Source organism: Erwinia sp. PME.40.26/001 (assembly GCF_055556675.1).
This window is the reverse complement of sequence record NZ_JBVHNP010000008.1, coordinates 33,822-47,315: the sequence shown is the minus strand read 5'-3', so window position 1 is coordinate 47,315 and position 13,494 is coordinate 33,822. Positions and strand designations below refer to the sequence as shown.

Here is a 13,494-nt window from a genome sequence, read left to right as displayed (position 1 = left end):
TTGCGCAGGGTTTATTTGCATCTGCTCCTCCTGCTCAGTATCGTGTGCGCAATTTCCCCAGACTCGCCGGACTTAACCATGACCTCTCACGCTGCGAAAGATCCTTTGCATGGCCTGACCCTCGAAGCCCTGTTAATCAAACTGGAGGCGCGTTACGGCTGGGCAGAGCTGGCGAAACGCGTCAATATTAACTGTTTCAAGAGCGACCCCAGTATTAAATCGAGCCTGAAATTTCTGCGCCGCACCCCGTGGGCACGAAAAGAGGTCGAAGATCTCTATATCGCCTCGCTGGAGGAAGACGCTCGGGAGCAGGCAGCGCCGCCGGCCGATGACCCCTGGGCCAGCTGGCAGGGGAAAAAGTAACGCATCCTCTGCAGTCTTGCCTGGCGGCTGGCCAGCGCAGGGCACTCTGCTTTCTCAGGGCTGTTCTATCCTCCCCTGGCGGTGGGCAGGAAAATCATCCTCCCTCCCCATAAACGCCGCAGCAGCGGGTGAAAGCTGGCGATGCGCCAGCACCAGATCAAAGCGGGCATCCGCGTCCGGGAGAGGGTAGTAACGGATCCTGTCTGCCAGAAAATGGCTCATGCTCTGTGGAGCAAGGGTCACACCCGCACCAACCGCCACCAGGGAAAGCACGGCGTGCATGCCGAAGGCCTCCTGCGCCACGTCAGGGACAAATCCCGCCTTCGCGCACAGGCGGATCACCTGCAGATGAAACCCCCGGCCCTCCAGGCGCGGCCATAAAATAAAAGGCTCGTCGGCCAGCGCGGCAAGCGTCAGTTCTGACCGCCTGCCGAGAGGGTGATCCTGTGGTACGGCGATGCACAGGGCATCGCTGTCGAAGGGCGTCAGGCTGATGTCATCAGCACTGGCCACCGGGGGGATCACTACCCCCACATCCAGCGCCTCTTCACGCAAAGCGATAATTTGTGCCGCCGTTGTGGCTTCGCGCAGCTCGAGACGCACCTGCGGGTGTGTCAGGCGGAACTGGCGTATCACATCCGGTAAACAACCGTAAAGCGCACTGCCCACATAGCCCAGTCGCACAATGCCGGTTCGCCCGGCAGCCACATCACGGGTCAGAATGACGGCCTGCTCTCTTTGCTGCAACTGAAGATAAGCCTGAGCCAGAAAGGTTTTCCCGGCGGGCGTTAAGCCCAGCACGCGGTTACCACGTTCAATCAGGATGACATCAAGATCGTGCTCCAGTTTCTGTATGGCACTGGTCAGCGGAGGCTGTGACATATTCAGCCGCTTTGCCGCCCGGTGAAAATGCAATTCTTCCGCCACCGCGACAAACTGCTCCATCGCACGTAGCGTGATCGCTGAGGTATTACCCGTCCCCATCTCATCCCCCTCACGTCAATACGATATAAAAAATCTATCATGAATGCCGGTAAAGAGTATTTTTAATATCGCAGCAGCCCTCCCATACTTCCCCCTCATAGGTTTAACGTTGAGGAGAGAGCATGAATTTTAACAACAGTACGGTGCTGATCACCGGAGCAGGGCGAGGACTGGGCCTGGCCTATGCCCGCCTCCTGGGCAAACTGGGGGCAACGGTACTGATTCAGGATAACGGTGCCGCCAGCGATGGGGAGAGCGTCGATCCGCAGGTTGCGGAAGACGCTGCCGCCACGCTCCGATCGGAAGGGTTAACGGTGCGGGCGATAGCGGGCGATATCAGCACCCGGGAGGGCTGTTATGCTCTCTTCAACCGCGCGGAAGCCCTGACGGGACAGGTTAACACGCTGATTCACAGTGCGGGCTGGGTGGCGTATCAGCCGGTGGAAGCCATCGGGGATGCGGCCTTCGACAGGATGATGACCATTGCCGCAAAGGCACCGCTCTGGCTGGCACAGGCTGCCTGGCCCGGGATGAAAGCCGCAGGCTATGGGCGGATCGTCGTGACCACTTCCTGCCGGGCGCTTTATCCGCAGTATGTGCAGCACGGACTGACCGCTTACGCGGCGTCACGCATGGCGGTCGTTGGCATTATGCACGTGCTGGCCGCCGAGGGCGCAGAATCGGGGATCGTGGTGAATGCCGTGTCTCCCGTGGCGAAAACGCGGATGTGGGGAGTGGACGGCGAACCGGGTGATCTGCGGCCCGCAGACGTCGCGCCCGGCGTGGCTTTTCTGGCTTCCCCAGCCTGTCGCGAAGGTGGCTGGATACTGCGGGCGGCTAACGGCCAGTTTCATGCCACACGCGCAGCAGAAGCCAGTGGTGTACATTATCCTTACGATCTGCGCGCAGTGCATGCCGCCACGCCAGACGATGTTGCCGCAAACTGGGCGCAGATTGCCGTACATCATCCTGAGCCGCGCGGATGAATGCGGTATCTGTCGCCGTGGCAGGCGAGTTGCTTCTCGGGGAATCTCCGATCTGGCACCGTGCCGATCGGCAGGTCATCTGGGTCGATACCCCGGGCGGCGTTCTCCATCGCTTTGATCCGCTGACCGGTCACCACCGGACGCTGACCCTGCCCGCTCCGCTGGCGTTTGTCAGAGAAGCGCCGGACGGCGGGCTGGTCATCGGCACAGGCTGCCACATTGAGCGGATTGACCGCGCAGGCCGCAGACAGCGTATCGCCACCGCCCCCCACGCGCAGCCAGGTTACCGCTTCAACGATGCCTGTTTTGATGCCTGCGGCCGTCTCTGGGTCGGTCTTATCAATGAAGCGCTGACAGCGGGTTCAGGCTATTTGTATTGCCTGTCACCGGACGGGCGCTGGCAAACGATCGACGATGGTTTTACCCTGATCAACGGCCTCACCTGGCGTGATGACCAGCGGATGTTGTATATCACGGACTCCCTCGCCGGCATGATTTATGCCTGTCCCCGCGATCCCCTGACCGGGCGGATGGGGATCTGCAAGCCGCTGGTTACCCTCGCGCGTCAGTACGGCAAACCGGACGGGTTGGTGGTCGATCGCGAGGGTTATCTGATTAGCGTGCTTTTTGACGGGGCGGCTGTTGCCCGTATCTCGCCCGATGGTGAAACCGTTCGCTGGCTACCCCTTCCTGTGCCGCGCCCGACCAGCTGCACCTTTGATGGCAGCGGAACAACCTTATACATTACCTCAGCCCGGCTGGGCCTGTCTGCCCGTCAGCTGGCTCTCGCGCCCTGGTCAGGATCGTTGCTCAAAGTCGAATACGCCGTTGGGGATTTTCTGGAAAACATCGGTGATGTTATTACCCAAAACCGTTAATTTAACTTACTATATCGCCTTACTTTTTCGCCTTTATTTTCTGTCAGACTTCACCCCCTGACAGTTTTACTCTGGTCAGAACATTCGTTTTTCATCTGAACATGCCGCCCGACGGTAACGGCGACATATCAGGCTGGAAAACAACGAGGCATACGCTGATGTTTTCTCGCTTTTTTATCTATCGCCCGGTTTTTGCGTGGGTCATTTCCATTCTTATCATGCTGCTCGGTGCGCTGGCCATCTCGCAGCTCCCCGTGGAGCAGTATCCCGATGTTGCTCCGCCGTCGGTCAGCATCAGCGCCACCTACACCGGTGCCTCTGCCGAAACACTGGAAAACAGCGTTACCCAGATCCTTGAACAACAGCTGACCGGGCTGGATAATCTGCTTTACTTCACCTCCAGCAGCAGCTCACAGGGCAACGTCAGCGTTGATGTCACCTTCAGCCAGGGCACCGACCCGGACACGGCGCAGGTACAGGTGCAGAATAAGGTGCAGCAGGCGCTGTCGCGGCTGCCAACAGAGGTTCAGCAGCTTGGCGTCACCGTCACCAAGTCCCAGTCAAACTTCCTGCTGGTGATGGGCCTGTATGATACAACCGATAAAAGCAGCAGTTCAGATATCGGCGACTGGCTGGTCAGCAATATGCAGGAACCTCTGGCGCGCGCAGAGGGCGTCGGCGATATTCAGGTCTTTGGCGGTCAGTATGCAATGCGCATCTGGCTGGACCCGGCAAAACTTTACTCTTATGCCTTACAGCCTTCGGATGTAGCCGCCGCTATCCGGGCGCAGAACGTCCAGATTTCCGCCGGCAAGATCGGCGGACTGCCGTCACCTGACAATCAGCAACTGACGGCCACCGTGCGCGCGCAGTCGCGCCTGCAGACCCCGGAGCAGTTTCGCAATATCATCGTTAAAAGCGACCGTAGCGGGGCCATCGTGCGCGTCGGCGACGTTGCCCGGGTCGAACTCGGCAGCGAATCTTATGATATGAGCACCCGCCTGAACGGTCATCCTGCGGCCGGGGTGGGGGTGATGCTGGCACCGGGCGCAAACGCGCTGGACACGGCGAAGCGGGTAAAGGCCACCATCGCAGAGTATCGTCACTCCATGCCGGACGGGTATGAAGTCTCGTATGCCCTGGACAGCACCGACTTTATCAAAATCTCCATTGAGGACGTGGTGATCACCCTGATTGAAGCAATAGCGCTGGTCGTGGTGGTGATGTACCTCTTTTTACAGAATATCCGTGCCACGCTGATCCCCGCACTGGCGGTCCCCGTCGTGCTGCTGGGCACCTTCGGCGTACTGGCCGTTATGGGCTACACCATCAATACGCTGACGCTGTTTGCCATGGTGCTGGCCATCGGTCTGCTGGTGGATGATGCGATAGTGGTGGTGGAAAACGTCGAGCGCATCATGCACGACGAGGGACTCCCTGCCCGGGAAGCCACTGAAAAATCGATGAAGGAAATTTCAGGTGCCCTCGTGGCCATTGCCCTCGTGCTGTCAGCGGTATTCCTGCCGATGGCCTTTTTCGCCGGCTCAACCGGCGTCATTTACCGTCAGTTTTCCGTCACCATTATTGCCGCCATGACCTTTTCCGTGGTGGTGGCCCTGACCCTGACGCCAGCCCTGTGCGGCATGCTGCTGCGGCCCGTCACACCTCATCGCCGTGGCTTCTTCGGGGGCTTTAACCGGCTGTATGCCGCGACCGAACGAAAATACCGCCACAAGGTGCTGGGCACGCTGCGTCGCCCGGTGATGATGGTGGTGCTGTACGGTGCCATGGGGCTGATCCTCTTTGTGGTGTTCACCCGTCTGCCGGGCAGTTTCCTGCCTAATGAGGATCAGGGGAGCGTCATGCTGCAGGCAACGCTGCCAGCCGGAGCCACCAGCAGCCGCACGGAGGCGGTTAACCAGCAAATTGTCGACTGGTTCCTGACGGAGGAGAAAGACAATGTTGAGGTGGTCTTTACCATCAATGGCTTTAACTTCAGCGGGGCTGCACAGAACGCGGGTATGGCCTTTATCAAGCTAAAAAACTGGGATCAGCGTCCGGGGGCGGAGAACTCCGCTGAAGCTATTGCCGCCCGCGCGACGGCCGCACTGTCAGGCATCCGTGATGCCCAGATCTTCGCCCTCACCCCCCCCTCGGTGCCGGGCCTCGGGCAAAACAGCGGCTTCACCTATGAGCTGCTGGCCAGCGGGGGAACGCCGCGCAGCCAGCTGGAAACCCTGCGTGATACGCTGCTGGAAAAAGCCAGCCACCGCCCGGAGATGGCGGCGGTGCGCAGTAACGTTCTGCCACAGATGCCTCAGCTGCAGGTGGATATAGATATCAATAAGGCCGTGGTGCTGGGCCTGGCACCCGCCGACATTACCGACACGCTGACCGGGGCCTGGGGTGGGGCCTACATCAATGACTTTATCGATCGCGATCGCGTGAAGCGCGTCTATATGCAGGGCGACGCACCGTATCGCTCCGCGCCGGGCGACCTGGATAAATGGTTTATCCGCAATGCCGACAGCGGCATGACGCCGTTTTCCGCGTTTGCCACCACCCGCTGGACGGTCGGACCGGAAAGCCTAAACCGCTACAACGGCTCTGCCGCCTTCGAGATCCAGGGACAGAACGCAGAGGGGTACAGCTCAGGCGAGGCGATGGCTGCGCTGGAGGCGCTGCAGGAACAGCTACCGCCTGGCACGACAGGCGCATGGAGCGGACTTTCCCTGCAGGAAAAACAGGCCGGAGGGCAGTCCACTGCCCTGTATGCGATTTCGATTCTGATTGTTTTCCTATGCCTGGCCGCCCTGTACGAAAGCTGGGCGGTACCGTTCTCCGTCCTGCTGACAGTTCCGCTGGGCGTGCTCGGCACCGTACTGGCCGTCTCGCTGCGGGGGCTGAATAACGATATTTACTTCCAGGTCGCCCTGCTGACCACCGTCGGGCTGACCTCGAAAAATGCTATTCTGATTATCGAATTTGCCGAAGAAGCGGTCAGGCAGGGACGATCCCTCAGCGCTGCTGCGCTGCAGGCCGCGCGGTCACGCCTGCGGCCGATTATGATGACCTCACTGGCCTTTATGGCGGGCGTGGTGCCGCTGGCGGTGGCCACCGGGGCGGGGGCCAACAGCCGCATTGCCATCGGTACGGGGATTATCGGCGGAACGCTGGCCGGCACCGTGCTGGCACTGTTCTTTGTTCCGCTGTTCTTTGTGCTGGTGAAGCGTTATCTCACCGCGCATCGCCGATCAACCTGATGCAACGCTGCGGAAGGCAGGCCGCTACGGCTAGCGGCTTAACTGGATCCAGCGCCGTCCGGCCAGTACGGTCAGCATCACAATGGTGACGCCCGCCGCCAGGTGCAGGGTGAAGTCCAGCCGGTGCAGGTGAACCTCATGGCACAGCGACAGCAGCATGGATGACATAAAGGCTATGCCCGCCCCGGCCAGCGCCAGGCTCTGCCCGGGGCGCAGCGATCGGGTGCGGTACAGACAGGCAATGGAGATGGCGATCATCGGCAGGCTGGCACTGAGCATAAACAGATAGCAGTGCAGGCCTTCTCCCCAGTGCCCGGCGCCCGTCGGTGGCGAGGCCGGTACACTGTTCAGCAGGTTAATGGCCAGCCAGACAGCGGCCAGCAGCGCGCACCACTTCAACCCGGACGCCTGGCGACCGGCGATGCTGACGGTAAAGGCCGCGGCCATCGTGCCCGTGCCCGTGGCCAGCGACAGCAGCAGGGTGATCAGCGCCAGCCAGGATCCCGGCTGGGACCAGTCGGTAAACCGGCTGTGCAATGCCCAGCTGGTCAGCATGCCGCAGGGCAGCACGGCGGCGGCCCACGCGGCCACGCGCCAGGCCGTTGGCCAGGTGCGCGTGACCGGCCTGACAGTCTGGCTGAGTTCGTCGATCAGTTGGTCATGATTTCTCATCATTCCCCCGTCCATATTTACGCAGATTGAGCATGGCGCGATGTAACAGTGATTTCACCGCAGAAACCGACAGGTGGCTGGCCGCTGCCGTCTGTGCCAGACTTTGTTCACGCAGATGCACCGACTCCACCATCTCGCGCTGGCGCGACGGCAGCGCGCCCAGATAGCCGGTAAGCTCGTCATAAACGACACTCTCGTCCCCGACATCGGCCGCCTGGCGGAGCAGGGCGTCATCATCCTGAACCTCCGGGCGGCGGCCGCGCTGCCGCAGGGCATCAATCGCCCGCGCCGAGGTGATCGCAGCTACCCAGGGCAGAATGGGACGCTGAGGATCGTAGGTATGGCGTACGCGATGGATTGCCAGCAGGGCTTCCTGCACGACATCTTCCAGCAGGGCGTCATCGCTGATTTTTTTGCGCGCAAAGGCACGGATGGCCGGTACCATCGCTTTCAGCAGCTGGTTATAGGCCGCCTTGTCACCCGCCTGCGCCTGCGCCATCAGTCGCGGCCATTCCCGTGCGCGGGTATCAGTGCCTGCCATAAACGCTCCCGCCAGTCAGGGCATTCAGCGGGTGGTCAGCGGACATCGCAACAGCGTTCACTCATCGGTTCATTCACGTTTTCTTTCCGTTGTTTGCGGCATGTTCGAGTGCAGAGATCACGATGCGCGGCGTCAGTACCTGCGGCAGCACCACCGGTTTCCCACCGTCGGCAGGATACACCACGTAGAGCGGCAGGCCACCCCGGCCGAAGTCACTGAGTGCCTGTTCCACATCAGGATTGTACTTCGTTGAATCCGCAACCATATAGAGTGTGTTGGTCCGCGCCATCGCGGATTTCACCGCCTGCGTTGACAACGAGGTGCGATCGTTCACCTGACAGGTGATACACCATGAGGCGGTAAAGTTCACCAGGATCGGTTTCCCCTGGCCTTTGATCGCGTCAACATTCTGCGGAGACCAGGCGACCGCGGCTGCCGCGTCCGCACCTGCTTCCGCCTCCGGTTGAGCAGACAAGGACGTCAGGCTGGCCAGCGGGGGCACCATTATCAGCACAAACAGCCCCGTGGCGAGATGCTGTGGCCAGTGACGCCGCCCCATCATACGGCGTTTTTGCGCGATGCCATACAGCCAGGCGGCAAAGCTCAGTACGATGCAGCAGGCGAGGATCAGCGCCAGAGCCCCTGAACCCGCCTGACGTTCCAGCACCCAGATCAACCAGGCCACCGCGCCCAGCATCGGGAACGCCAGCGCGTGTTTCAGCGTCACCATCCATGCACCGGGAGCCGGTAAGAGGCGGGCCAGCAGCGGGAAGAAGGCGATCAGGGTAAACGGCGCGGCAAAGCCCAGCGCCAGGGCAGTGAAGATCACCAGACTCACCAGCGGCGGCTGAGTCAGCGCATAGCCAACAGCGCTGGCCATAAACGGTGCGCTGCAGGGAGTGGCAACAATAATCGCCAGCGCCCCGGTCAGCGCCGAGCCGGTCAGCCCGCCGCGACCGCCGCCGACTTCTCCCACCCGCTGCACGGAGAGTCCGACCTCAAACAGTCCGAACAGATTAAGGGCGGAAGCCAGCATCACGAGGATCAGCAGGGCGATCACCAGCGGCGACTGGAGCTGGAAGCCCCAGCCGACGGCCGATCCGCCGGCGCGGGCCAGTAACAGCACCCCCACCAGCAGCAGCATGGTGACCACAACACCGCCGAGAAACGCCAGCCCTTCCGCCCGTGCCTGAGCAGGCCGGTCGTGATGGCGGATCATACTCAGCGCTTTGAGGGAAATCACCGGAAAGACGCACGGCATCAGATTGAGAATAAGGCCGCCAAGAAAGGCGGCAGCAAGGGCAGTCAGCATAGCGTTACCTGCGTTGAGTCGGGACGTTACGCCGGATTGGCCTGGCGATATTTTTTCACGGCATCCATGGCTTTCTGGATATGTGTGTCCGGGTTTTTATCGGTATAACTCAGCAGGATTTTACCGTCCGGCGCAATCACGTACGACGTACGATCCGACAGAGTCTGCCCCTTCATCTGCATGGTGCTCTGGTACTCTGCAGCCACTTTAGCCCCCGGATCGGCGGCGACCGTGAACTTGTCACGACACTCCAGCTGGGAGAACTTCTCAATCTGATCCACATTCCCGGCGGTCACGCCGATAACGGTTGCGCCCTGCTTGCTGAACGCATCGGTGGCTTCGGCAAAGTCATGGGCTTCCAGCGTACAGCCCGCGCTGAAGGCGGCCGGGAAGAAGTACAGCACTACCGGGCCTTTCTTCAGGGCCTGCTGCAGCGAGAAGGTGGTCGGCTTACCGGCCAGCGCCGCCTTCAGCTGAAAGTCAGGGGCGTTTGCACCGGCTGGCAGAGCGGCAAAGGCAGACGTGACGGGCAGCGCCAGCCCGAGAAGGGCGGTGACAGCCAGCGTGCAGAGGGTTCTTTTCATACGCATAATAGTTCTCCAGTGTGAGGCAGGCGACAGCGCCCTGATAACCTTAACCAGAGTTTCGCACCGGACAGGACAAAGGTTGCGGTCGGAAGAAAATATTTTTCTCCCGACCGTCTGGCATTACGTCTGTATCCGTTTAAGGGTGTCATCGATGCGCTGCTGAATAGTGCGCAGCGTCTCTCGGGTGATCTGCCCGGGGAACATCTCGCCGGCCAGCCGGGTAAACCCGGACGCCACCTCACAGTGGCGCTGTATCACCTCCCCGGCCTGTGAGGCGGTCAGTTCAGCCTCCTGCTGCCCCAGCGCTAACAGGTGTGCGCGGCCAATATCCAGCGCTTCCCCCATCACATCCATCTGGTGATAACCACCCGGCCCTTCACACCAGGTGACATCATACGCCGGGGCCAGTTGCCACTGACCCGAAGCGGACATCAGATAGGCAAAGTTTTTGGGATGATCGTCGCGGTTGTTAAACACCACGTTGAACACCACCCGCTCAAACGCCAGCACCTTCTGTCGGACATCATGGGTACACAGCCCGGTAGCACGGAGAAAATTCGTATAATCCAGCGCCCCTGGCGTCTGGTAGTTGGCCCCGGTGAATGCGGCCAGACTCTGCATCGGCACGCGCAGGCCGTTCTGCCGGTCAAAACGCCGTGAGGCAAACGCGGCCTGGCCGTTGGGCAGGGCAAACCAGGCGGTCTCCGGCGTGCTGATACCGCACGCACGCAGGCACTGCGCATAAACGGCTTCAATCGCACAAACCTCAGGGTGTTCCTGCCGGGCGGGGAATTTAATCAGCCACGCCTCTCTGTCTGCACTGGCAACGGTGGTAAAGGCCCCGCTGGCGGCATCACGATACAACAACGCTTTCGGTCTCGCCCCCTGTGGTGAGCCACCCATCAGCAGCAGCCGCTGTAAAAATTGCCCGCCCTCACCGTCCAGCACTTCCTGCACCTCAGCCGAGAGCTGCGCCAGGGCAATATCTTCCGCCTGGCGGGTCTCCTCCTGCTGCGAGGGGACAAACGACATCGCGCCCATGGCGTTATCCCCGATCCAGGTCAGCCGCTCAAGAGGCCCGATGCGTGCCGCGTTTAGCCCGCGCTGGCGGAACAGCCTGTCCATCAGCAGCATACCCCAGCCGTCGGGCAGGGCATCATATACCGGGCCAGGCAGGCCCATCTGATGGGCCGGGAACGCTCTGCGCAGGCGTGGGCCGCTGAGCGGCAGAGTGAGCGAGGCCAGCTCCAGCCCACGGCGGACCGCCTCTTCGCTGTATTCAAACAGGATCTGCGGGCGTCCGGTGAGGGCGGTTGAGGAGACCAGGCTTCCCCACAGCCAGCGGTCACCCCATCCTTCGTACCAGACATCGACTTTACTCACCATCATGAATACTCCGTTTTACACGCTGGCGGGCCGTGTTTTTCTCATAGCGCAGCAGGTCGTCCAGGCTGTCGATTTTCGGCGCGAACAGAGCCTCCAGTTCCTTACCCCGCCCCAGCACCATCGCTACCCTGACCAGATTTTCAAACCCCACGCTGCGTCCTGATTCCAGATTGGACACGGTATTGACGCCAATCCCCGCCCTGGCCGCAACGTCGGCCTGGGTCATCTGCTGTGTGAGCCGCTCTTTGCGCAGACGCCCGCACAGCAGCCTGACAATTTCATCGGGTTTGCTGAGAGTTAAATCCATAATAACGGGCCTTAAAGTGATTTTTCATCGTTAATACCCAATATTATAGAGTTAATCAGCTGACAAGGGAAAGACAGGTACCGTATTTTATGCAATTGTGCAGAAGGCGTAGCAAGGAAGTAAAAAACCCGTTATGACGGCAACCCGGGCAGCCGCCCGGTCAGAACGCGGCCCCGGCAGATGCCCGGTTCAGACGCACCTGTTTTTACCCCCGGTGAGGTTGCCAGCCAGAACAGGTGACCGTCCTCCGCCCGCGGCCGCAGGACGGATCAGTAGAGCGTCGTTTTCAGCCGTTCAGGCAGCGCTTTATCATAGGCTTCACCGTCAATCTCATCGTGCGAGATTTGCTTCAGGATCGTGCCGGTACTCGGCAGGGCCGTGCGCGGAAGGTGAAGCGCGGGATCCCACATCCGGGAACGGAGAATGGCCCGGCTGCACTGGAAAAACACCCGCTGTACGGTGATGCGAATGACGGACAGAGGAAGATGATTATCCACGGAAAACCGGGCAAGCAGGGCCGGGTCAATACTGATTTCAGCCGTTCCGTTGACGCGCAGGGTCTCCCCGATACCCGGGATCAGAAACAAAAGTGCCACGCGGTTGTCCAGTAAAAGGTTACGCAGGCTGTCAATCCGGTTGTTCCCCCGACGATCGGGCAGCAGCAGCGTCTGGGCGTCTTCAATGTGGATAAATCCGGCCGGATCGCCCCGGGGCGAGATATCCATACCTTCAGCGCCTGACGTCGCCAGCGCAACAAAAGGTGAGGATTCAATAAAGGGACGATAGGCCGGGTGAATATGGTCGGTCACTTTGGTCAGGGAGGGTTTGGCAACCGCACCATACAGACGCTCCAGCGCTTCCACCTCAGTAATGGTTGCAGAAGGGGTTTTCATAGCAGTCCTCTCATCAGTGAGCTGACCTTGATTATCACCATCACGCCTCCCGGAAACCAGTAAAACTCACCGCGATTGCGGGTCAGGGCAGTCTCATGGCGACGCCCCTGCAGCTTTCAGCACAATCAAAGCAGGCCGTTGCACATATCTGGCAGTGATCGTGATCGTGCTGGCTGCATATTTTTCCGCATTTTTCACACGCGTCGGCGCAGAGCTTACAGACCTGAGGCGCATATTCGCTGTCCATTGCCAGCAGCTGCGCGGTCATTGCGCATAACGCAGCACACTGCCTGTCAAGGCGGATACAGTCCCGCAAATGTTCCAGATTCGGCTCCTGCAGGCAGGCGGAGGCACAACGTTCACAGGCCGCCAGGCAGCTGAGACAGGCACTGACACATAGCTGATTCATCTCTGACATAAAAGGATCCTCGCATCATAATGAAAAGGGGAAGGGCGTCAGACGGCTGAGTGTCCGTCCGACGCGGTAAGCGCTTCTTCGGGGAGAAACGCGGCCAGCTCACGGGCATCGTGGCTGCAAAATAGCGTGATATTCGCAGAGGCAGAGCAGGCCAGCTCTCGCAGTCGCTGTTGATTCGTCCGGCGGGCATGCCCATCAGCGGACATCAGCCACTGATAAAAGCGCAGCCCGGGTGTGCAGTGCCGCCGCTCGCCCGACATCTCGCTGCGATAAAACCAGGCATCGCCGCCGTGCAGCAGCCAGCCTTCCGGGGTATCAATGGCGATACCCGCATGGCCTGCCGTATGGCCGGCAAGGGGGATCAGGAGGATTTCCGGGGGGAGCCCATCCAGTCCGGTCACGGAATCAAAACCAAACCATGTTTCCCCCTGTGTCTGATAACCCGTCCAGCCGGAAGCCCCCTGCCACTGTGCCGGCCGGTATCGCGATCGGGCAAGCCAGCTGTGACGCGACCGGGCGGTATCGATTTCCTGCTGCATCAGGTGAATCTTTGCCCAGGGAAAATCAGAGAGGCCACCCGCGTGATCGAAATCAAGGTGGGTCAGAATAATGTGTCTGACATCGCGGGCAGAATACCCCATCGATTCAATCTGGGATAAAGCCGTCAGGGAGTGTTTATACTGGATGTTATTCATCAGGCGAAAGAAACCGGCGATGCGCTGATCCGCCCTGCGCACATCATCCCGGCCAAAGCCGGTATCGACCAGAATGAGCCCCTGTCTCTCCGTTTCGATCAGCAGGCAGTGACAAACCAGGTGCGCCTTTATCCCTTTGCTGAACCCGTCGTATAAGGCACCGCCCCAGGGACACATACAGCCACAGTTAAGGTGATGAATTCGCATAC

General features: G+C 60.3%; 14 protein-coding genes. 4 read left to right on the top strand and 10 right to left on the bottom strand.

Annotation, left to right across the window (positions count from 1 at the left end; genetic code table 11):
• The first annotated feature begins 78 nt into the window (after positions 1 to 78).
• The gene (locus ACZ3HG_RS18755) at positions 79 to 363 is read left to right on the top strand and encodes a VF530 family protein (protein ID WP_191935478.1); all 285 of its coding nucleotides are present in this window, start codon (positions 79 to 81) and stop codon (positions 361 to 363) included.
• Between the two features lie 54 nt (positions 364 to 417).
• Here ACZ3HG_RS18755 and ACZ3HG_RS18750 read toward each other — a convergent pair whose 3' ends face one another.
• Positions 418 to 1,347 (bottom strand): LysR family transcriptional regulator, encoded by a 930-nt coding sequence (locus ACZ3HG_RS18750; RefSeq protein WP_465333807.1) that lies wholly within the window; start codon positions 1,345 to 1,347, stop codon positions 418 to 420.
• A gap of 122 nt (positions 1,348 to 1,469) precedes the next feature.
• Between ACZ3HG_RS18750 and ACZ3HG_RS18745 the strand changes: the two genes are divergently transcribed.
• From ACZ3HG_RS18745 to ACZ3HG_RS18735, 3 genes are all read left to right on the top strand, one after another.
• Positions 1,470 to 2,333: an SDR family NAD(P)-dependent oxidoreductase gene (locus ACZ3HG_RS18745; RefSeq protein ID WP_191935480.1), complete on the top strand. Its 864-nt coding sequence runs from the start codon at positions 1,470 to 1,472 to the stop codon at positions 2,331 to 2,333.
• Positions 2,330 to 3,211 (top strand): SMP-30/gluconolactonase/LRE family protein, encoded by an 882-nt coding sequence (locus ACZ3HG_RS18740; protein WP_465333805.1) that lies wholly within the window; start codon positions 2,330 to 2,332, stop codon positions 3,209 to 3,211. The genes ACZ3HG_RS18745 and ACZ3HG_RS18740 overlap by 4 nt, the downstream gene beginning before the upstream one ends.
• A 158-nt stretch (positions 3,212 to 3,369) precedes the next feature.
• The gene (locus tag ACZ3HG_RS18735; RefSeq protein WP_191935482.1) at positions 3,370 to 6,474 is read left to right on the top strand and encodes an efflux RND transporter permease subunit; all 3,105 of its coding nucleotides are present in this window, start codon (positions 3,370 to 3,372) and stop codon (positions 6,472 to 6,474) included.
• A 30-nt stretch (positions 6,475 to 6,504) separates the two neighbouring features.
• Here ACZ3HG_RS18735 and ACZ3HG_RS18730 read toward each other — a convergent pair whose 3' ends face one another.
• The 9 genes from ACZ3HG_RS18730 to ACZ3HG_RS18690 form a co-directional block, all read right to left on the bottom strand.
• On the bottom strand, positions 6,505 to 7,146 hold the full coding sequence (locus ACZ3HG_RS18730) for a DUF1109 domain-containing protein (RefSeq protein WP_191935506.1): 642 nt from the start codon (positions 7,144 to 7,146) through the stop codon (positions 6,505 to 6,507).
• The gene (locus ACZ3HG_RS18725) at positions 7,133 to 7,687 is read right to left on the bottom strand and encodes a sigma-70 family RNA polymerase sigma factor (protein ID WP_191935483.1); all 555 of its coding nucleotides are present in this window, start codon (positions 7,685 to 7,687) and stop codon (positions 7,133 to 7,135) included. The genes ACZ3HG_RS18730 and ACZ3HG_RS18725 overlap by 14 nt, the downstream gene beginning before the upstream one ends.
• A 73-nt stretch (positions 7,688 to 7,760) precedes the next feature.
• Positions 7,761 to 8,999, bottom strand: coding sequence for a protein-disulfide reductase DsbD family protein (locus ACZ3HG_RS18720; RefSeq protein ID WP_191937189.1), 1,239 nt, complete (start codon positions 8,997 to 8,999; stop codon positions 7,761 to 7,763).
• Positions 9,000 to 9,025: 26 nt separating this feature from the next.
• Entirely contained in the window at positions 9,026 to 9,589 is a 564-nt protein-coding gene (locus ACZ3HG_RS18715) for a peroxiredoxin (protein ID WP_198425000.1), read from the bottom strand.
• A 117-nt stretch (positions 9,590 to 9,706) separates the two neighbouring features.
• Positions 9,707 to 10,972 (bottom strand): type II toxin-antitoxin system HipA family toxin, encoded by a 1,266-nt coding sequence (locus tag ACZ3HG_RS18710; protein ID WP_191937219.1) that lies wholly within the window; start codon positions 10,970 to 10,972, stop codon positions 9,707 to 9,709.
• Positions 10,962 to 11,279, bottom strand: a complete 318-nt coding sequence (locus ACZ3HG_RS18705; RefSeq protein ID WP_191935485.1) for a helix-turn-helix domain-containing protein — start codon at positions 11,277 to 11,279, stop codon at positions 10,962 to 10,964. The genes ACZ3HG_RS18710 and ACZ3HG_RS18705 overlap by 11 nt, the downstream gene beginning before the upstream one ends.
• 269 nt (positions 11,280 to 11,548) lie before the next feature.
• Entirely contained in the window at positions 11,549 to 12,172 is a 624-nt protein-coding gene (locus ACZ3HG_RS18700; RefSeq protein ID WP_191935486.1) for a pyridoxamine 5'-phosphate oxidase family protein, read from the bottom strand.
• A gap of 82 nt (positions 12,173 to 12,254) precedes the next feature.
• On the bottom strand, positions 12,255 to 12,581 hold the full coding sequence (locus ACZ3HG_RS18695) for a four-helix bundle copper-binding protein (protein WP_465333918.1): 327 nt from the start codon (positions 12,579 to 12,581) through the stop codon (positions 12,255 to 12,257).
• Between the two features lie 47 nt (positions 12,582 to 12,628).
• Positions 12,629 to 13,492, bottom strand: coding sequence for an MBL fold metallo-hydrolase (locus ACZ3HG_RS18690; protein ID WP_191935488.1), 864 nt, complete (start codon positions 13,490 to 13,492; stop codon positions 12,629 to 12,631).
• Positions 13,493 to 13,494: the final 2 nt, after the last annotated feature.

Bases quoted from the DNA above. Each gene is read 5' to 3' on its own strand.
- ACZ3HG_RS18755 (WP_191935478.1), top strand. From the start codon at position 79: ATGACCTCTCACGCTGCGAAAGATCCTTTGCATGGCCTGACCCTCGAA.
- ACZ3HG_RS18750 (WP_465333807.1), bottom strand. From the start codon at position 1,347: ATGGGGACGGGTAATACCTCAGCGATCACGCTACGTGCGATGGAGCAG.
- ACZ3HG_RS18745 (WP_191935480.1), top strand. From the start codon at position 1,470: ATGAATTTTAACAACAGTACGGTGCTGATCACCGGAGCAGGGCGAGGA.
- ACZ3HG_RS18740 (WP_465333805.1), top strand. From the start codon at position 2,330: ATGAATGCGGTATCTGTCGCCGTGGCAGGCGAGTTGCTTCTCGGGGAA.
- ACZ3HG_RS18735 (WP_191935482.1), top strand. From the start codon at position 3,370: ATGTTTTCTCGCTTTTTTATCTATCGCCCGGTTTTTGCGTGGGTCATT.
- ACZ3HG_RS18730 (WP_191935506.1), bottom strand. From the start codon at position 7,146: ATGAGAAATCATGACCAACTGATCGACGAACTCAGCCAGACTGTCAGG.
- ACZ3HG_RS18725 (WP_191935483.1), bottom strand. From the start codon at position 7,687: ATGGCAGGCACTGATACCCGCGCACGGGAATGGCCGCGACTGATGGCG.
- ACZ3HG_RS18720 (WP_191937189.1), bottom strand. From the start codon at position 8,999: ATGCTGACTGCCCTTGCTGCCGCCTTTCTTGGCGGCCTTATTCTCAAT.
- ACZ3HG_RS18715 (WP_198425000.1), bottom strand. From the start codon at position 9,589: ATGCGTATGAAAAGAACCCTCTGCACGCTGGCTGTCACCGCCCTTCTC.
- ACZ3HG_RS18710 (WP_191937219.1), bottom strand. From the start codon at position 10,972: ATGGTGAGTAAAGTCGATGTCTGGTACGAAGGATGGGGTGACCGCTGG.
- ACZ3HG_RS18705 (WP_191935485.1), bottom strand. From the start codon at position 11,279: ATGGATTTAACTCTCAGCAAACCCGATGAAATTGTCAGGCTGCTGTGC.
- ACZ3HG_RS18700 (WP_191935486.1), bottom strand. From the start codon at position 12,172: ATGAAAACCCCTTCTGCAACCATTACTGAGGTGGAAGCGCTGGAGCGT.
- ACZ3HG_RS18695 (WP_465333918.1), bottom strand. From the start codon at position 12,581: ATGAATCAGCTATGTGTCAGTGCCTGTCTCAGCTGCCTGGCGGCCTGT.
- ACZ3HG_RS18690 (WP_191935488.1), bottom strand. From the start codon at position 13,492: ATGCGAATTCATCACCTTAACTGTGGCTGTATGTGTCCCTGGGGCGGT.